Here is a 17,865-nt window from a genome sequence, read left to right on the forward strand (position 1 = left end):
TCCTCCGGGAGGAAACGAGGACGGATGCTGGATCCGCCGGTGAATGCCGACCGCCACTCTTCGAGCGGCGGCATTTCTCAACCCTGAACCGCCTTGATCTTTTCGGCCGCCTGGTCAAGCGCGTCCTTGGAACTCATCTGACCAGTCAAAGCCGCCTGGATCGCGTCCTGGATCGCTTTGGAGATTTTTGGCCAGGCCGGGTGCGGACCGCGGGGTTTGGCGTATTTCAGTTGCTCGACGAAAACCTTTAGCGCCGCATCCTTCAACGCTTCGCCAGTCGGCGGGATGGAGATGTCGGAACGGGCCGGCAATTGCCCGAAGTCCTTGAACATCCGGTTGTCCTGCGAGACGAAATATTCCAGAACCTTGAAGGCTTCCGCCGGGTGCTCGGTGTTGGCAAAAATCGCCCAGTTGAAATCACCCATGGCCGAGGAGCGTTCTGCGCCGGGCTCCGGAACGGGCAGAAGCGCGACGCCCCAGTCGAAGTTGGCTTCCTTGATCATCCGGTCCAGTTCCCACGGGCCGGAGATCGCCATCGCAGCATTGCCTGAATTGAAGGTGCCGGTCGAGTCCCATTGGCTTCGCGTCAGCGTATCCGGCGACGCCAATTTCTCATCGATGATCTTCTTCCAGACATCGAGCGCCTTGACCGCGCCGTCCGAGTTGATCGCATCATAGCCGCCGCCGGCCATCTGCGCCCAGGGCAAAAACTGGAACGTCCCCTCTTCGTTCGCCTTGGCGGAGAAGGTCAGGCCGTAGACATTGGCGGCCGGGTCGGTCAGCTTGCGGGCCGTCTCTACCAGTTCGTCCCAGGTCTGCGGCGGTTTGTTCGGGTCAAGGCCCTTCGCCTTGAACATGTCCTTGTTGTAGTAGAGCGCGATCGTATTGGTCGCCTTGGGAATCCCGTAATATTTTCCTTCCCAGGTCACCGAGGCGAGCGGCCCCGGAAAATAGTTCTCGGCTTTGACGACCGACGATTTTGCGATCATGTCGGTGAGGTCGAGAAAAGCGCCGCGCGACGAAAAAAGCGCGTGCTCCGGATTGTCGACCGCGATGATGTCGGGTGCCTGTCCGGTCGAATAGGCGCGCATTGCCTCGCTGACCACGTCGTCGAACTGGATCTGGCGATATTCGACTTTAATTCCTGTGTTCAGCTTGTTGAAATCATTGATCAGGTTCGGTGCCGGCTGAATGTCTCGGTCAAGGGACCAAACACTGATTGTTACATCTTCCGCGCTGGCGGCGAATGCTGCCAGGGAAGTGCCGAGGGCGACAGTGCCCAGGATTGCAAATCTGCGAATACCCATAGTCTCCTCCTCTCATGGTTGTCCCGCGACCGGCATCCTCCATGCCGGTCGTCGGGCATGTCTCAGACCGGATCAACGACGAAATCGCCGCCCCGGCACGTTTTCAGATAGTTGAGCGCGTGGACCTGGCCGGTCATTTCGAGCGCATCGCGATAGACCGGGTCGTGCCAGCCTTCGATGTCGATCGAACCGGACCAGCCCGCGAGCCGGAGTTCCGAGATGATGTCGGTCCAATTGCTGTCGCCGAAACCGGGCGTGCGCATGAAGACGAATTTCTCCTTGCCGAAGATGCCGTGCTCTCGGATGACATCCCAGCGGATCGTCGCGTCCTTGCCATGCACATGGAAGATCTTGTGTGCCCATTTGCGGATCTGCGGCAAAGGGTCGATCAGATAGACCATCTGGTGGCAAGGCTCCCATTCGAGGCCGATGTGGTCGTCCGGCGTCTCGTTGAACATCAGTTCCCAGGCATCGGGATTGTGGGCAATGTTCCAGTCGCCCGTCGCCCAGTTCCCGTCCATGGCGCAGTTTTCAAAGGCGATCTTCACGCCCTTGTCGGCAGCCCGCTCACCGAGTTCGCGCCAGATCTTCCGGTAGCGCGGCAGGCTGTCGGTCAGCGGATGATTGCGGATGCGGCCGGTGAACCCCGCGACGCAGGTCGCGCCGAAATGGTGCGCGTTGTCGATGCAGTCCTTCCAGCCCTGCAGCGTCTGCACGTCGATATCGGTCTCCTCGAGCGGATTGCCGAACATGCCGAGCGTCGAGATGGTGATGTCGCGGTCGCCGATCGCCTCCCTGCAGCGCTTGCCGAGCTCGGCGAGGTCCTGCCCGTTGGTCGTCTGCCAGAAGAAAGGCTCGAAGCTTTCGAAGCCCAAGTCGGCGATCTGTCCGATGCGTTTGGCGGCCTCGCCTTTCGTGGCGCTGACCATGGTGCCGATGCGGATCGATTTGGCTGGATTGCTCATCAGATACCTCAAATTGTCACGCGTTGCCGGGAGCGGGCGCTCTCGATCGCCGCAAAAACCATGGCAAGGCTGTTGATGTTGTCGTCACTTGCCGTTTCCGGCTTCTTGCCGGAGCGGATGGCCGCGACGAAATCTGTGATCACGCTGGCGTGGCCATATGTCTCTGCCTGATCGGCTGGTTCCGGGACCTCGATCGGGAGCAGTTCGCGCAGAAAGCCTTCGCTGCCGGCGACCTTGTTGGCCTGGAAGCTCTCGGCTCCATCCCAGAGCAATGTGCCCTCGGTGCCGATGATCCGCCACTGGCTTTCCCAACTGGTGTTCGCGCCCTCGGCGCACCACGAGCCGCGATAGGTGAATGTGACGTCGTCCGACAGTTCGAAGATGGCGTTGGCGGCTGCGCCGTGCGCGTACCAGGAGCCGCGCGGGTTGCTTTCGTGGCAATAGACCGCAAGCGGCGTCTTGTCGGCGATGAAGCGCGCCGCATCGAAAGTATGGATCGCCATGTCCAAGAGCAGCACGTTGTCCATCTCTTCACGGAACCCGCCGAAATGTGCGCCGATGAAGAAGTCGCAATGGAGACCGGTCAGTCTGCCGATCGCGCCGCTTTCGACGAAGCGGCGGATACGGCGCACGCCGGAGATAAACCGGCGGTTCTGGACGACGGCGTGGATCTTGCCGGCCTCACCCGCAAGGCGGATGAGCTCCCTCCCGGCGGCGAGCGAGGTCGCCATTGGCTTCTCGCTCAGCACGTGGCATCCGTGCCTCAACCCGGCAGCAACCACCTCATGGCGGGCGGCGGGCACGACGACATCGAAGAGCAGATCCGGCTTCGTTTCGCTCAACACGGCGTCGAGATCGGAACCGACGAGCGCGTCCGCGAGATCGAACTCTTTCGCCAGCGCCCGGGCTGCCTCGACGTTCACGTCGACGAGCCCGACGATGCGGATCGATGATTGAAGTTCGCGGTTTGCTGCGATTGCCCTCAGCCAGCCTTTGGCCATAGCTCCGCACCCGCACAGAACTGCGCGCAAAATCACGTTTCTCCTCCCACAAGTCTACGAAATCGCCTTGTTTTGGCTACCGTAAACGTTTACGGAACTATGCGTAGTTTCCGAAACATGTCAATAGGGATTCGGAGAACGACCGATGAATGATGGAGGATCACACCCGGGATGAAGGGAATTCGGCGCCTTGCGCAACATCTCGATATTTCCATCGGAACCGTCTCGCGGGCGCTCAACGGCAAGCCTGACGTCAATGAAGAGACCCGCAGGCGCGTGCTGCAGGCCGCCGCGGAGCTTGGTTACGTTCCGAACCAATCGGGCCGCAGCCTGCGGCAGGGCACGACCAATATCATCGGCTTCATGATGCAGACGGGCACGGAGATCACCGGCCAGGGCGACATATTCTTCATGAGTGTTTTCGACGGTGTTCAGGCGGTCTTTGCCAGACACAAGCTCGACCTCGTCGCCCTGCTCTGCTCGTCTGAGGAAGATCCGAGCGACTATCTGCGCCGCGTCGTGGCGCGCGGCTTCGCCGACGGGCTGATCCTGTCGGCAACCCAGCGAGACGATCCCCGCATCGAATTCCTGGCCGAACGCAACATCCCCTTCGTCACGCTCGGCCGAAGCCTGACAGATGCCGGTCAGCCTTGGCTCGATCTCGATTTCGAGGGCATGGCGCAGGCGTCGATCGATCGGCTGGTTGCCCGCGGGCATCGGCGCATCGCCATCACGCGGCCGCACGACGACATCAACCTCGGCTACATCTTCGTCGATCGTTGCCGCCGGGCGCTGGCGGCGCACGGCCTAGCTCTAGACGAGGATCTGATCTTCCGCTCGACACCGAACGAAGCGGGCGGCTACCAGATCGCTCGTGACCTTCTCGCGCTCGATGAGCCGCCGACGGCGATCGTGCTGATCAACGAAACGATCGCAATCGGCTTCTACCAGGCGCTCTCCGAAGCGGGTGTCAAGCCAGGGCGCGACATCGCCGTGATCGGGCGCTACAGCCCGCACGCGCATTTCCTCTCTCCGCCACTCACCTGCTTCCGCCTGTCTCTTCGCGATCTAGGCATTGCGCTGGCGGAAACCCTGCTTTCCGCCATGCCGGCTTTCAAGGATCATTATCCGCAGGCCCCCGCAAACAGGGTCTGGCAGATGGAACTTGTCGAGGGCGAGAGCGATCCGTTCCGCGCCCCTCGGCGCTGAGTGTACGCAGACACTCCCGGGGCTGGCGTGCTTGTCGCCCAATCTGATCCTGCCGACAGCGGCAAATGGATCATTTCCGCAACTTCGGCGTTTGAAGATTTAGGTCAATTGTCGGCTTCGGCCTGTGTCTCCCGTCGGAGCCCCCCTGAAAGGAGATTGCAATGCGCGGAATTTTCCTCGTCCCCGCCCTTCTCGGGCTGTCCACGACCGCCTTTGCCCATGACGCCCCAAGCGGATGGAAATACCCGAACTCCTGCTGCTCAAACATGGATTGTCGTCAAGTCACCCAGACGGCAATAAGCGAACGTCCGCAAGGCTATATCATCAAGGCGACCGGTGAGGTACTTCCCTACACCGACGGAAGAGTACGCATCTCGCCGGACGGCTACTACCATTGGTGCTCCGCCGCGGGTGAGGAGCACAGCAAGACAATTTGTCTGTTCGTGCCGCCGCGGGCCTATTGAACATTTTTTGAAAGAGCCCGACCCTCGCAAATGGCACCTTCGCCATGGCGAAGCCGGGGTAATCGACTATCATAGCGTTGTCGGCGCCTCGGCCGACGGGCGATCAAAGACGAGGAAGACTGCCTACCGGCAACAGGATGCGGGAGCGAGACGCGCATGGGTTGGTCTCTCAGGATTGGAACGATCGCTGGCACGGCGATACGGCTGCATGTCACCTTTGCCCTCCTGCTTGTCTGGATATGGCTGATGCATTACCGGATTGGCGGGGCGCCTGCCGCCTGGGAAGGGATCATCTTCATCATTGCCGTCTTCGTCTGCGTCGTGCTGCACGAGTTCGGGCACATCGCCGCGGCACGCTATTTCGGAATCAACACGCCGGATATCACGCTGCTCCCGATCGGCGGCGTGGCACGCCTCGAACGCATGCCCGAGGAACCTCGCGAGGAGTTTGTGATCGCCATAGCCGGTCCCCTCGTCAATGTCGTGATCGCCGGGCTCATCTTTCTTGCGCTCGGCGGTTCGGTCGGCATGGAGCAGATGGCCGAAGTGGAAGATCCCGGAAGGAGCTTTCTCGCAAGGCTTGCCGGGGTCAACGTGTTCCTCGTGCTTTTCAATATGATTCCGGCCTTTCCAATGGATGGGGGCCGGGTGCTGCGCGCAGCCCTCGCCTCGCGTCTCACCTGGGCAAGGGCGACGGAGATCGCTGCAGCAATCGGCCAGGGCCTTGCCTTCGTTTTTGGTTTCGTCGGCCTTTTCTATAATCCGCTTCTGATCTTCATCGGCATCTTCGTCTACCTGGCCGCGACGGCCGAAGCACAGAACGCGCATATTCGCGCCGTGTCCGGCAGCGTCCTCGTCGCCGATGTCATGGTCACCGAATTCGCAAGACTCGACCGCTCGGCGACGATCGACGAAGCGATCGAGATGCTCCTTGCAACGACGCAACGCGAGTTCCCCGTCGTCGACGCCACCGGTCGCTTCGAGGGCCTGCTGACACGCGACGACATGATCCGCACTCTGAAGGAAAGAGGGGCCGAAACGCCGGTCGTCAGCGCGATGCGTAACGACATACCGCGGATCCACTACCGCAAGCGCCTCGAGGAGAGCCTGAAACTGATGCAGCAGACAAGTTCTCCCGCCGTTGCGGTGGTCGACGGTTCGGACCATCTTGTCGGTCTCATGACCCATGAGACGATCGGCGAAATGATGATGGTGCGCGCGGCGGTATCGGGCAGCTTCCGTTTCGGCCACCTGCGCCGGGGGAAGGGTGATCCCACCCACTTTTGACTCTTTCGGCGGGAAACGGCATGGGAACCGAACCTGGACTGAAGCGTTCGGCCTCTGAAGCCGAACGGGGTTCGACCATGTTTCTCGCCTTGCAGGTTCTGACGATCACCGTCGTGGCGATTGCCATGGCGCTCGCACTCGCGCACGCGCTCGAGTTGCCCGGCAAGCTCAGACTGGCCAAGGAACAGTATTTCGCCATTCAACCGATCTACTATCCCGGCTTCACCATCGGAGGCGCAGCCGAGCCTCTCAGCCTGTTATTCAGCGCTATTCTCCTGTTCTTGATGCCTCCCGCCACGCTGGCTTTCTGGCTGATAGCCTCCGCCTTCATCGGATTGTTGGCCATGCAGGCGACGTACTGGATCCTGACGCACCCGGTGAACAACTTTTGGCTCAAGGATGTCGAATTGAAGGGGGTGAGCGCCGGCTTCTTCTCACTGGCCGCTTCGCGCGGTCCTGGCGATTCCGGCGATCCGGATTGGACCTATCTTCGTGATCGGTGGGAGTTCTCCCATGTCGCACGGGCCGCGCTTGGTTTGATCAGCCTGATCCTTCTTGTGATGGCGGTCGCACTCTAGCTCATACGGCGGCTGAGGTGGCGGTTGCTCGTCGAGATCATCAGTTGCAAAACGAATGTCGATCAGGTGTTCCCATCCGACAGCCGCGGCGCTAACACTGCCATGCTTATCGATACGAGCGCGAGCAGCTTTGCTGTCGCAACGACCACATGTCCCGTCTCCCAACGCAGCCGGATCGATGCGAAATCTGTGGGGATGGGGCCAGGTGTCCAGGTAGCCAATATGGCGTTTACCGGCGCAACGAGCGTGAACCACGCCACGAGGCCTAGTGTCAACAGGCACGTTCCGGCCAGGCCGAACCAGAAGGCCAGTCGCTCGCCCGCGAGCAGATAAGTCAGCAGAGCCGCGACCAATATGGCCGCGATGTCGAGCGGACCGCCAATTCTGGCGAACAACTCGAACTGGCCGTTGAAGACTGTCGCCTCTCGCCAGAGCTCAGGCGACCACACACTCAGTCGCGGCGGCGCCTCCAGCACATGGGCAAATGACGGGCCGAGGCTGAGCGCTGTCAACAAAAGCGAACCAAGAGCAGTCAGATAGAGGATCATCGTTCGTCCTTCGAGCCGCACCAAACCACTGAACATCACTCGGTTGTGCATTGTTCCGCCCAATGTTCTCCGACCACCGAAGACACCGCGAGATCGGCACGACACTCACGGAATGTTGTTTGCCGGCGTCGCAATCCAGCCGCGGTTTCGCCGATACTACAGCGCCGCGCGTTTTATCAGACGCGCAGAGGACGCTGTAGCACTTTGAATTGCTGCATGTTTTTATCCTTTAAATCGGCGATTTAAGGAAACATGCAGTAGCCGAAACAGAAACGGAAATCGGCCCATGCGCGCAAGGACGGTCGGCTCCCTCCCCCTCATACTTTTGTTATTTTTCACATCCGGGCGAGCCCTCGCCCTCGAGCCGCCGCGATCGGGACAGCCGGTCTTCGACCGGGCGGTCGAACTCACGGTCGACAATTTTCACGACGCATCGGCGCTCGACCGGTTCGTCGCAGCGGTGCGCCGGGAAATTGAAGATGTGCCGCTAACCGCCAAGAGCTCACAGGTTGAGGTCGACAAGGCAATCGATACTGTCCTCGCCAGCCTCGGTGCGTCGCATACCGCCCGCTTCAAACGCGATACGATCGACTATTTCGAGCTCATCGATATATTCCGCTTTGCCGTCCGCAACGACATGCGGCGATTGTTTCCGCCGGATGGGGAAGTGAACTATGCCGGCATCGGCATGGTAACGCAGAGCAATGGCCAGCGGTTCGTCACCGATGTTTATGACGGCTCGCCTGCCGACCGCGCGGGAATTCTCGTCGGCGACGAGATCCTCTCGGTCGATGGCGCCCCCTACCGCGAGGTCGAATCCTTTCGAGACAAGGTCGGGCGAACCGTCGAAGTTCGCTTGCGGCGTCAGCCAGGCGCCGTGCCGATCGCCGTCAAGGTTACTGTCGAGCGACTGAGGCCGCTGCGGACATTCGAGCGGGCGATCGAGAGCAGCGTAAAAGTGACGGAGCATGACGGACGGCGGATCGGTTATGTTCGACTGTGGACGCTCTCGACGGAAGATGGGCTGGACATCGTGGCCCGCGAACTCGCGACCGGGCGCCTCAAGGATGCCGACGGTGTGATCGTCGACCTGCGCGGCCGGTGGGGCGGCGGGCCTGCGGACGCGGCCGAGCTTTTCGTCGGCGACACGCCGACGTTCCGGCTGATCTCGCGAGGGGGAAAGGAGACACTCGCCAACGTGCGCTGGCGCCGGCCGGTGGTGGCGATCATCGACGAGGGTGCCAGGAGTGGATTAGAACTCTTCGCCTACGCCTTGAAAATGAACGGAATTCCGCTCGTCGGCACGCGAACGGCCGGTGCTCTGCTCGCGGGTCGCGCCTATCTGCTGCCTGACGACAGCCTGCTGGAACTGGCAGTCTCGGACGCCGTCATCGACGAGGGGCTTCGGCTTGAGGGCCGAGGCGTCGATCCCGACATTCCGGTGCCATTCAGCCTGCCTTACGCGGCAGGAAAGGACCCGCAGTTCGACGCCGCGATCGAGGAGATGCGGCGAATTCTGGTGAAGGGCTGAGGCTCATTCGCTCTGCCGGAAGTTGCGGATCCGGTCGAACAGGACGGCGAGCACCGTGGCGCCGCCGATGAAGGTGCCCTGCCAAAAGGCATTGATCCCAAGCAGGCCAAGGCTGTTGCGGATCACTTCGATGAGCGCCGCGCCGATCAGCGCTCCAGAGGCCGTGCCGACGCCACCGGCGAGATTGGCCCCGCCGATCACCGCCGCGGCAATGACCTGAAGTTCCATTCCCGCGCCGATGTTGGTGGTAACGGCGCCGAGCCAGCCGGTCTGAATGATGCCGGCAATCCCGGCCGCGAGCGCGGAGATCATGTAGACCGCAACCTTGATCCTTCTGACCGGAACGCCCGTCAGTGTGGCCGCCTGCTCGTTGCCGCCGATGGCGAAGACGTAGCGGCCGAACTTGGTCCAGCGCAGCACGAAACCGGTGAGGAGCGCCAGCGCGATCATGTAGAGCACGGGATTGGCGATTCCAAAGAACCATGCGCCGCCGCCGAGCGCCAGCAACTTGTCGTGATCCGGTCCGAACTGAAAAACCACGGTATTGTTGGACGCCACCATCGCCAGGCTGCGTGCGATCGACAGCATGCCAAGCGTGATTACGAAGGGTGGAAACCCGAGATAGGCGATCATGACTCCGTTGAAGGCGCCGATCAGAAGCGCGGTGCCGATCGAGGCGGCAATGCCGACCTCGATGCTGTAGCCGGCATGCATGACGACGGCGAGTACCATGCTGCATAGGCACAGCACGGATCCGACAGAGAGATCGATGCCGCCGGTAATGATGACCAGGGTCATACCGAGAGCGATGATCGCAACGAAGGTCACGTTGCGGGTGATGTTGTAGAGATTCTTGGCGGTGGCGAAGGAGTCGGTGGCGAAAGACAAGAATATGCAGGCGAAGATCACCGCGATCAGCACCCAGAACGTCTGGCTCGCGAGCAACGCCGCGGGCCAGGTTTGCTGCCTGTGTTCTATGGTCCGTTCCAGCGTTGTTGCCATCGTCGACCTTCGTCTCTCTCGCGGCGCTGTAGTGCCATCAGACTTGTTCAATCGCGCCGGTAATTAGTCCGGTAACTTCTTCCGGTGAACTTGAGGCAATCGGCTTGTCTGCCACCTTTCGGCCCCGCCGCATCACAATGACACGGTCGGCGACGTCGAAGACGTCCGGCATACGGTGGCTGATCAGGATGACCGCAATGCCCCGGTCGCGAAGTTCCCGTATCAGGTTCAAGACTTCCGCCACCTGACGGACCGAGATCGCGGCGGTGGGTTCGTCCATGAGCACGATCTTTGCCTCGGAGAGCATCGTGCGGGCAATTGCCACCGCCTGCCGCTGACCGCCCGACATCTGCTTGACTAGATCACGCGGTCGCGTTTCCGATTTCAGCTCCCTGAAAATTTCGCCGGCACGCTTGTACATTGTCTTGTGGTCGAGAATGCGCAGCGGACCGAGACCGCGCCGCAGTTCGCGTCCGAGGAACACATTTGCCGCGGCCGTCAGGTTGTTGCAGAGCGCCAGATCCTGGTAGACGATCTCGATCCCGTATTTGCGCGCCTCCACGGGTCGATGAAGCACCAGTTCCTCGCCGTCGAGGCGCATGGTGCCGTGGCTTGGCCGAAAGTTGCCAGCTATCATCTTGACCAATGTAGACTTGCCGGCGCCGTTATCGCCCATCAGGCCCACCACTTGCCCTGCGTCCAGCGAAAGCGAAACGTCGCTGACCGCCTGGATGGCGCCAAAATGTTTGGAAATGTTGGCGAGTTCGAGAACCGCCACGGCCTTCTATCCTCCCGATAGCCTTAGGCTTGCGGCCGCTCCAAACCCTCCACCCTGGATGCGGAGCCGTCGCGATCCCGCTTCTCCGATTTTCTCCCCCAGAGAGCGATTATGCGAATTTACGCAAATCCTTGCGACAGCGTCAATCGATTGTCCTGCGATTTAAGTCGCTCGACGCGGGCAAGAATCCGTTTTGTATTACAAATACTCGTTGACGAGCGAAGCACGCGGATATTAGCTTTGAAAAGGGGAGCAAGAGCATGCTGATCCTTGTCACCGGTGCAACGGGCAAGGTCGGGCGGCACTTCATTGCTGGGCTGCTTGACGATCCGCGATTTCCCAAGGCGCGCATCCGTGCGCTTTGTCATAATCGTCTGTGCCCCGAAACCGACCGGGTCGAGGTGGCGCGCGGATCGATCGCCGACCGGCGCGTCGTGTCTGAAGCGCTCGCCGACGTCACCCATGTGGTGCACCTCGCCACCTGCAAGGAAACACCCGACGACGTCATCGATGTCACGGTCAAGGGGCTTTTCTGGCTGCTGGAGGAGTTCCGCGCAAGCGCGACCGCGTCCCAGTTCATCCTCATCGGCGGCGACGCCAGTATGGGCCATTTTTACTACCGCCATGACGGGCCGATTACAGAGAAGGTGCCGCATCAGGCGTATCCCGGGTGCTACGCGCTGTCGAAGGTGCTCGAGGAGGTGATGCTGGAGCAGTTCGGCATCCAGTACGGCCTCAATGGCTGCTGCCTGCGCGCGCCGTGGATCATGGAGAAGGACGACTTCAAGTACACGCTGTCGTTCGGCGATAACGTCTTCGGCGGCCCGGTGTGGAAGAGCCTCGTTCCGCAGGCCGACGCAAAACGCTACGCCGAAAACGGCACGGTGCCGCTGCTGCGCGATGCCGACGGGCGGCCGCTGAAACGCAATTTCGTGCATGTCGATGACCTGGTCTCCGCCATATTGGCGGCGATCGACAATCCACGCGCGACGCGGCAGCTTTTCAATATCTCAATGGACAGCCCGGTCGACTATGGCGAGGTCGCCGCTTATCTCGCCCGCACCCGCGGCCTCGCTTCCGTCGACATAGCAAGCCAGTTTCACTCGAACTGGATGGACAACAGCAAGGCGAAGTACCTGCTGAACTGGCGACCTGAGTACGACATGGAGAAGCTTATCGACTCGGCTTGGCAATACGAGCGTTCGGGGGATGATCCGCGCGTCGTCTGGTACCCGGGTTGATTTGTGTGGCGGGCGCGTGGGTGCCCGTTTGTTTCAAGGGAGGAAGGAATGAGGAAGGCACTATTGCTTGCCGTTGCCGTCTTGGCACTCAGCGCCGGAACGGCCATGGCCCAGAAGAAACAGCTCGTCATTGTCGTGAAGGGCCTCGACAACCCGTTTTTCGAAGCGATCAACCAGGGTTGCCAGAAGTGGAACAAGGAAAACCCGGATTCGGAATTTGAGTGCTTCTACACCGGACCGGCATCGACATCGGACGAGGCTGGCGAAGCGCAGATTGTTCAGGATATGCTCGGCAAGGCGGAGACGGCCGCCATCGCCATCTCACCGTCAAACGCGAAACTCATAGCCCAAACACTGAAGACGGCCAATCCGTCGATTCCGGTTATGACGCTGGATGCGGATCTCGCCGCAGAAGATTCGGCACTGCGCAAAACCTATCTTGGCACCGACAACTACCTGATGGGCGCGCGGATCGCCGAATACATCAAGAAGGCCAAACCCGACGGTGGCAAGATCTGCACGATCGAAGGCAACCCCGGTGCAGACAACATTCTGCGCCGCGCCCAGGGGATGCGCGACACGCTGACCGGCCAAAAGGGTCTGGCAGAGCTGAAGGGTGAAGGTGGCTGGACCGAAGTCGCCGGCTGCCCGGTGTTCACCAATGACGACGGAGCCAAGGGCGTCCAGGCCATGACCGATATCCTTGCGGCCAACCCGGACCTCGATGCCTTCGGCATCATGGGCGGCTGGCCGTTGTTCGGTGCACCGCAACCCTACCGCGACCTCTTCAAGCCGATGGCCGACAAGATCGCCAAGAACGAGTTCGTCATCGGCGCCGCCGACACCATCGGCGACGAAGTCGCGATCGCGCGCGAGGGCCTCGTAACAGCGCTCGTCGGCCAGCGGCCGTTCGAGATGGGTTACAAGGCGCCATCTGTGATGATGGACCTGATCGCCGGCAAGCCGGTCGAAGATCCGGTGTTCACGGGCCTCGACGAATGCACCAAGGACACGGTCGACACCTGCATTCAGAAGTAACGTCCCGTGGTGGAGGCCGGCAGCTTTTCATGCCGGTCTCCACCCAAGATAAAATCGCTTAGATGTGCCAGTCGGTGTCGAGCGAATAGGCCTTGATATAATCGATCTTCATTTCAGCCCCGTCGACTAGGCCGTCAGCGGGCGTGCCTGCAATGCCCCCAACGGCGAGATTCACGAGCATGTACATCGGCTCGTGCATGTCCGAAGGCGTGTCGGCGTGTGCGACCGCGACGTCATCGAAGTACCAGACGATCTCGTCTTCCGTCCAAAGCACCCCGTATTTGTGGAAACCGCTGGTGTCAGCGACCTTGACGGCGCTTGCGATGCTGGTCTGCGAGCCCGTTTCGTTGGAGTGGACGGTGGCGATCATGGTGTTCGGGTCCTGCCCGCGCATCTCGACGACATCCAGCTCCGGCGGCCAGGAGCCGTCGGCCGGAAGCAGCCAGAAGGCCGGCCAGACGCCCTGGTCGTCCGGCATGTCGGCGCGGATCTCGAAATAGCCGTAGGTCTGGGCAAAGGACGAATGGGTCGTGAGCAGGCCGGAGGTATAATCGAAACCGTTGATCTCGGCCTGAATGGCATCGGACGCCGGCGCCGCGGTGATCGTCAGGACACCATTGTTGACAGAAAACGGATTAGCGGATGCCGTCGGCTGGTAGGCCGGATTTATATACCATTGCAGTTCGCCGTTACCCGTGAGCGTGCTTCCCTTTTCGGGTGCCCACCAGAATTTGGCATCCCAGATACCGCTCGCGCCGTCATGAAGCTGGAGGGTGTTGAAATCGTCGGAAAAGCTCTGCGTCAGAGCAGAGCGGTCGAGGCTCAACTGGAACTGGCTTGCCTGCAGTTCGTCGACGGTCGTATCGGCGAAGACCAGGCTTTCGCCATTGGCGAAGCTAAGGCGGAGATTGGCCCCCTCCTGCACCATATTGTCGAGCATCTGGTCGAACGAGGTGACACCGTAGCCGTTCAGCCGCACGACATCATTCGAACTGAAATCGGTAATCAGATCGCTGCCATTGCCCTTCGAAAAGACAAAGATGTCGGCGCCGCCCGCCCCGGTCAGCACGTCGTTACCGCCGTCGCCGTCGATCGTCTGGCTGCCGGAGCCGCCGGTGATGATATTGTCGCCGTCATTGCCGAAGGCGAAACGTCCGTTGCCGGTGACGGTCAGGTTCTCGAAATTGTCCGGCAACGTATAGCTCATCCAGGTGTTGATTGTATCGACACCCTCGCCCGCCACCTCGCGCGCTCTATTAATCCCGGAGTAGAGATAGTAAATGTCGTCGCCTTTGCCGCCAATCATGGTGACATTGACGGAACTGTCGCCCCAAATGGAATCGTTGCCGGACGTCCCGTAGAGTGTGGGGCCCGATCCGGTGGCGGAAAACCACGCAGTCGAACTTCCGCTGTAATAAAGCGGCTTGCCCACGGCGTTCAGCACAGTTTTGCTCATAAAAACATCTCCGATTTATCTACTCGGTCTCCTCCACTGGGCCGCGCAGGCCCTACTCCACCCGGCCGGGAACCTAACATCGGGTTTTCCGACGATCTACCGTGTGACCTTGGGGGTTCTAAGGCAGGCGGCGTATGTGCCTATCCGGAACAAACCCGCCCGTGCCGCGTTTCCCCGGGTCAGCGAGCGCTTGCGGAGGGACCTATGTGCAGCGCGGAGGCTCTGCCAAAAACTTTGGGGAGCAAAATCGGTGCATTGAATTCGCCGGATTTTCAGGCGGTGCTCGATGCATTGCCTATGGCGGTCTACGCCACGGACCGAGAGGGCATCATTACCTACTTCAATCAGGCGGCCGCGGATCTCGCCGGCAGGGAGCCCGAGCTCGGCAAGGATCGTTGGTGCGTCAGCTGGGAGTTGCGTCGCGCGGACGGGTCAGTTCTGCCCCATGACGAGTGTCCGATGGCCCAGACGCTCAAGGAAGGGCGCGCAATCAAGGGGCATGAGATTATGGCTGTGCGACCGGATGGAACGATGGTTCCGATCCTTCCCTACCCGACACCGATCTTCGACAAGTCGGGGACGATGACGGGAGCGATCAATCTCCTTGTCGACATCAGCGAACGAAACGGCTTGGCAACTATCCTGAGCTCGAAGGCAGAGCGAATAGAGGTCCTGGACGCGGTCGTCTCCGGCTCCAGCGAGGTACACGCAGGAGCAGCGGTCAACGACGCAGATCTACTGCTCGACAGCCAGCGCGAGGCTGAACGCCGCCAAAGCGCCGAACAGGATTCCCGGTTTCTCGCAGCGATCGTCGAGTCCTCCGACGATGCCATCGTCAGCAAGGACTTGAACGGCATCGTCACCAGCTGGAACAACGGTGCCGAGCGTCTTTTTGGATACGCCGCCGATGAAGTGATCGGGAAGCCGATCACCATTCTCATGCCGCCCGGCCATGAGGATGAGGAGCCCCGTATTCTCGATCGCATCCGCAATGGGGTGCGCATCGATCACTACGAAACGAAGCGTCAGCGCAAGGACGGAAGCCTTGTGGATATTTCGCTCACGGTTTCCCCCGTTCGAGATGCCACAGGCCGTATAATCGGTGCCTCGAAAATCGCCCGCAACATCACCGAACAGAAGCGAGCCGAAGAGATAATGCAAGCGCGGCTGCGCGAGCAAGCTTCCCTCTACCGTCTCACCGAAAAGCTTCACCGCGCGAAGGGGATTGAAGAGGTCTACGACGCGGCGTTGGACGCTATCAGAGCGGCGCTTAACTGCAGCCGCGCGTCGATTTTGTTGTTCGACCAGTCCGATACGATGCGCTTCGTCGCCTGGAGCGGATTGTCGGAACATTACCGCCATGCGGTCGACGGCCATTCTCCATGGACTTCGGACGCCCGCGATCCGGATCCCATCTTCGTTAAAGACGTCACTGAAGCTGACTTTTCCGACGATCTCAAAGCGACAATCGCCTCGGAAGGTATTGCCGCACTCGGGTTCATTCCCTTGATTGCCGGAGGAAGGCTGATCGGCAAGTTCATGGCCTATTACGACAAGCCACATGTGTTCACCGAGACGGAGATCAGCCTCGCGCTGACAATCGCTCGACAGCTCGGTTTCAGCATCCAGCGCATCCGGGCTGAACGGGCAAGGCAACTCGCGGAGGAGCAACTGCGGCGCAACGAGGCCAACGAGCGGGCACGCGCGGCCGAACTGCAGGCCATCATGGAGGCGGTGCCGACCCCCATCTGGATAACACGAACGGCTGACTGCCGTGTCATCGAAGGCAACCGAAGCGCCTACGAGTTGCTTGACCTGCCGCCGGGTTCGAACCTCTCTCTTTCGGCGCCCGCTGATGAGCGGCCCTCCGGGTTCCAGACTTTTTCGGCTGGCAGGATGCTCTCTGCTGATGAACTGCCCGTGCAGCGCGCAGCACGCGGAGAAGAGGTCGAAAACTTCGAAGAGGAGATCCGATTCGAGGATGGTACATCACGCCATCTCCTCGGCAACGCAACCCCGATGAGAAGCGCACTCGGGGAAGTGACCGGCGCCGTGGCCGCCTTCATCGACATCACCGAGCGCAAGCAGACCGAAGAGGCCCTGCGAGAGAGTGAGCGCCGGCTGAAAATGGCTCTGGATGCCGGGCGGATGGGCGCCTGGGAGTGGAACTTGCAGAGCGGCAGGGTAATCTGGTCACCCGGGCTTGAGGTGCTTCATCATCTCGAGCCCGGAACATTCGAGGGGACCCTTGCAGACTTCAAGCGTGACATTCATCCCGCCGATCTCCCGGCCGTCGAACAGGCGATCGAGAGAGCCCTTGAGACCCGCGAGGACTATCATGTCGCCTACCGCATGCGCCTGCTCGACGGAACGATACGCTGGATGGAAGCCTTTGGCCGGTTCTCGCCCCCTGGCAGCACGGCGGGTGAGCGTCTGGCCGGCATCTGTATGGACATCACCGAGCGAAAAGAGGCTGAGGCGCAGCGGGACTTGCTGGTCGCTGAACTCAGCCACCGCGTGAAGAATACGCTGGCCACCGTCAACTCGATCGCGCGGCAGTCTTTTTCGACGAACCCGGACGCACGCGATGCGCAGCGATCGTTCGATGCCCGCATCCGGGCGTTGGCACAGGCACATACCCGTCTTGCGGAAACCAGATGGTCGGGCGTCTCCCTGCAGACGATATTCTCCGATGAGCTGGCTCCCTATCGAAATGAGGACGTGGACAACATCTCTTTGGACGGCCCACCAACGACTCTGCCACCAAAACATGCCCTGACGCTCGGCATGGCTGCACACGAACTTGCCACCAATGCCGCCAAGCACGGCGCGTTGTCCGTCAAGTCCGGTCGAGTACGAGTCGATTGGGCGGTCGATCCGATCGAGAACCGGCTTTGCATCCGCTGGCGCGAGACGGGAGGTCCGCCAGTCTCCCCGCCGGGCCGCAACGGTTTCGGCCGCTTGCTTCTCGAACGGGTTCTCGCTTCCGATCTCGGCGGCGATGTCCGCCTGGAGTTTGCATTGCACGGGCTGAACTGCACGATCGACGTGCCTTACCTCAGGGGCGCCGAATGATGAAGCCTGAGGGGTGCCGGGTCTTCGTCGTCGAGGACGAATTCCTGGTGGCATTGCAGATCGAGGACGACCTTGTCGCAGCCGGCTACGTTGTCGTGGGCCCCTTCACGACGTTGCAGGGATCGATTACTGCGTCGCGGGAACAGACGTTCGAAGTCGCCACGCTGGACCTGAACCTGCGCGGCGAGTTTGTCTATCCGCTCGTCGATGAACTGCTTGAGCGGGGGCTGCCCGTCTTGCTGCTGACGGGTTATACGGCGTCAGACTTGCCGGAGCGATTTCGCGCATTGCCTCGCCTGGCAAAACCTTTCGACGGCCCGGAACTGATCAGGAAGGTCGAAAGCCTTCTGAACGCGAAATGACAGCCCGCCCCGTGGATGCCGAC

Annotated in this window: 16 protein-coding genes; 9 read left to right on the forward strand and 7 right to left on the reverse strand. The window is 60.8% G+C overall.

Annotation, left to right across the window (positions count from 1 at the left end; all coding sequences use genetic code 11):
- Positions 1-77 precede the first annotated feature (77 nt).
- From FKV68_RS29110 to FKV68_RS29120, 3 genes are all read right to left on the reverse strand, one after another.
- Positions 78-1,307 (reverse strand): ABC transporter substrate-binding protein, encoded by a 1,230-nt coding sequence (locus tag FKV68_RS29110; protein ID WP_180942400.1) that lies wholly within the window; start codon positions 1,305-1,307, stop codon positions 78-80.
- 62 nt (positions 1,308-1,369) lie between these two features.
- Positions 1,370-2,272 carry a sugar phosphate isomerase/epimerase family protein gene (locus FKV68_RS29115; RefSeq protein ID WP_180942401.1) on the reverse strand — a complete coding sequence of 301 codons (903 nt, stop codon included), beginning with the start codon at positions 2,270-2,272 and terminating at the stop codon, positions 1,370-1,372.
- Positions 2,273-2,280: 8 nt separating this feature from the next.
- On the reverse strand, positions 2,281-3,309 hold the full coding sequence (locus FKV68_RS29120; protein WP_180942402.1) for a Gfo/Idh/MocA family protein: 1,029 nt from the start codon (positions 3,307-3,309) through the stop codon (positions 2,281-2,283).
- 135 nt (positions 3,310-3,444) lie between these two features.
- Between FKV68_RS29120 and FKV68_RS29125 the strand changes: the two genes are divergently transcribed.
- From FKV68_RS29125 to FKV68_RS29140, 4 genes are all read left to right on the forward strand, one after another.
- On the forward strand, positions 3,445-4,482 hold the full coding sequence (locus FKV68_RS29125) for a LacI family DNA-binding transcriptional regulator (RefSeq protein ID WP_180942403.1): 1,038 nt from the start codon (positions 3,445-3,447) through the stop codon (positions 4,480-4,482).
- Positions 4,483-4,643: 161 nt separating this feature from the next.
- A complete protein-coding gene (locus tag FKV68_RS29130; protein WP_180942404.1) occupies positions 4,644-4,946 on the forward strand; it encodes a hypothetical protein in 303 nt (100 codons plus the stop codon).
- 156 nt (positions 4,947-5,102) lie between these two features.
- The gene (locus tag FKV68_RS29135) at positions 5,103-6,233 is read left to right on the forward strand and encodes a site-2 protease family protein (RefSeq protein ID WP_180942405.1); all 1,131 of its coding nucleotides are present in this window, start codon (positions 5,103-5,105) and stop codon (positions 6,231-6,233) included.
- A gap of 20 nt (positions 6,234-6,253) precedes the next feature.
- Complete coding sequence (locus tag FKV68_RS29140) at positions 6,254-6,811, forward strand: DUF1772 domain-containing protein (protein WP_245181488.1); 558 nt, start codon at positions 6,254-6,256, stop codon at positions 6,809-6,811.
- 62 nt (positions 6,812-6,873) lie between these two features.
- Here FKV68_RS29140 and FKV68_RS29145 read toward each other — a convergent pair whose 3' ends face one another.
- Entirely contained in the window at positions 6,874-7,359 is a 486-nt protein-coding gene (locus FKV68_RS29145) for a DUF1772 domain-containing protein (RefSeq protein WP_180942406.1), read from the reverse strand.
- A 286-nt stretch (positions 7,360-7,645) separates the two neighbouring features.
- On the opposite strand from FKV68_RS29145, the gene FKV68_RS29150 reads away from it, so the two are divergent.
- Positions 7,646-8,890: a S41 family peptidase gene (locus tag FKV68_RS29150; protein ID WP_180942407.1), complete on the forward strand. Its 1,245-nt coding sequence runs from the start codon at positions 7,646-7,648 to the stop codon at positions 8,888-8,890.
- A 3-nt stretch (positions 8,891-8,893) separates the two neighbouring features.
- On the opposite strand, the gene FKV68_RS29155 is transcribed toward FKV68_RS29150, so the two are convergent.
- Together FKV68_RS29155 and FKV68_RS29160 are read right to left on the reverse strand one after the other, a co-directional pair.
- Positions 8,894-9,892, reverse strand: coding sequence for an ABC transporter permease (locus FKV68_RS29155; protein WP_180942408.1), 999 nt, complete (start codon positions 9,890-9,892; stop codon positions 8,894-8,896).
- Between the two features lie 37 nt (positions 9,893-9,929).
- The gene (locus FKV68_RS29160) at positions 9,930-10,670 is read right to left on the reverse strand and encodes an ATP-binding cassette domain-containing protein (protein ID WP_180942409.1); all 741 of its coding nucleotides are present in this window, start codon (positions 10,668-10,670) and stop codon (positions 9,930-9,932) included.
- A 260-nt stretch (positions 10,671-10,930) separates the two neighbouring features.
- Here FKV68_RS29160 and FKV68_RS29165 point away from each other — a divergent pair, with 260 nt between their 5' ends.
- Positions 10,931-11,911: an NAD-dependent epimerase/dehydratase family protein gene (locus tag FKV68_RS29165; protein WP_180942410.1), complete on the forward strand. Its 981-nt coding sequence runs from the start codon at positions 10,931-10,933 to the stop codon at positions 11,909-11,911.
- A gap of 48 nt (positions 11,912-11,959) precedes the next feature.
- On the forward strand, positions 11,960-12,949 hold the full coding sequence (locus FKV68_RS29170; RefSeq protein ID WP_180942411.1) for a sugar-binding protein: 990 nt from the start codon (positions 11,960-11,962) through the stop codon (positions 12,947-12,949).
- 58 nt (positions 12,950-13,007) lie between these two features.
- On the opposite strand, the gene eglC is transcribed toward FKV68_RS29170, so the two are convergent.
- The gene (eglC, locus tag FKV68_RS29175; protein WP_180942412.1) at positions 13,008-14,405 is read right to left on the reverse strand and encodes an endo-1,3-1,4-beta-glycanase EglC; all 1,398 of its coding nucleotides are present in this window, start codon (positions 14,403-14,405) and stop codon (positions 13,008-13,010) included.
- A 204-nt stretch (positions 14,406-14,609) separates the two neighbouring features.
- Between eglC and FKV68_RS32955 the strand changes: the two genes are divergently transcribed.
- Positions 14,610-17,480 (forward strand): PAS domain S-box protein, encoded by a 2,871-nt coding sequence (locus tag FKV68_RS32955; RefSeq protein ID WP_245181490.1) that lies wholly within the window; start codon positions 14,610-14,612, stop codon positions 17,478-17,480.
- Entirely contained in the window at positions 17,477-17,842 is a 366-nt protein-coding gene (locus FKV68_RS29185; protein ID WP_180942413.1) for a response regulator, read from the forward strand. Before FKV68_RS32955 ends, FKV68_RS29185 begins: the two co-directional genes overlap by 4 nt.
- Positions 17,843-17,865: the final 23 nt, after the last annotated feature.

This window comes from Sinorhizobium mexicanum, assembly GCF_013488225.1.
Classification (GTDB): domain Bacteria; phylum Pseudomonadota; class Alphaproteobacteria; order Rhizobiales; family Rhizobiaceae; genus Sinorhizobium; species Sinorhizobium mexicanum.

What these genes read in the sequence shown, in the direction of transcription:
- FKV68_RS32955 (WP_245181490.1), top strand. Translation starts at nt 14,610, where the DNA reads ATGTGCAGCGCGGAGGCTCTGCCAAAAACTTTGGGGAGCAAAATCGGT.
- FKV68_RS29130 (WP_180942404.1), top strand. Translation starts at nt 4,644, where the DNA reads ATGCGCGGAATTTTCCTCGTCCCCGCCCTTCTCGGGCTGTCCACGACC.
- FKV68_RS29170 (WP_180942411.1), top strand. Translation starts at nt 11,960, where the DNA reads ATGAGGAAGGCACTATTGCTTGCCGTTGCCGTCTTGGCACTCAGCGCC.
- FKV68_RS29135 (WP_180942405.1), top strand. Translation starts at nt 5,103, where the DNA reads ATGGGTTGGTCTCTCAGGATTGGAACGATCGCTGGCACGGCGATACGG.
- FKV68_RS29110 (WP_180942400.1), bottom strand. Translation starts at nt 1,307, where the DNA reads ATGGGTATTCGCAGATTTGCAATCCTGGGCACTGTCGCCCTCGGCACT.
- FKV68_RS29125 (WP_180942403.1), top strand. Translation starts at nt 3,445, where the DNA reads ATGAAGGGAATTCGGCGCCTTGCGCAACATCTCGATATTTCCATCGGA.
- FKV68_RS29165 (WP_180942410.1), top strand. Translation starts at nt 10,931, where the DNA reads ATGCTGATCCTTGTCACCGGTGCAACGGGCAAGGTCGGGCGGCACTTC.
- FKV68_RS29140 (WP_245181488.1), top strand. Translation starts at nt 6,254, where the DNA reads ATGGGAACCGAACCTGGACTGAAGCGTTCGGCCTCTGAAGCCGAACGG.
- FKV68_RS29155 (WP_180942408.1), bottom strand. Translation starts at nt 9,892, where the DNA reads ATGGCAACAACGCTGGAACGGACCATAGAACACAGGCAGCAAACCTGG.
- FKV68_RS29145 (WP_180942406.1), bottom strand. Translation starts at nt 7,359, where the DNA reads ATGATCCTCTATCTGACTGCTCTTGGTTCGCTTTTGTTGACAGCGCTC.
- eglC (WP_180942412.1), bottom strand. Translation starts at nt 14,405, where the DNA reads ATGAGCAAAACTGTGCTGAACGCCGTGGGCAAGCCGCTTTATTACAGC.
- FKV68_RS29185 (WP_180942413.1), top strand. Translation starts at nt 17,477, where the DNA reads ATGATGAAGCCTGAGGGGTGCCGGGTCTTCGTCGTCGAGGACGAATTC.
- FKV68_RS29115 (WP_180942401.1), bottom strand. Translation starts at nt 2,272, where the DNA reads ATGAGCAATCCAGCCAAATCGATCCGCATCGGCACCATGGTCAGCGCC.
- FKV68_RS29150 (WP_180942407.1), top strand. Translation starts at nt 7,646, where the DNA reads ATGCGCGCAAGGACGGTCGGCTCCCTCCCCCTCATACTTTTGTTATTT.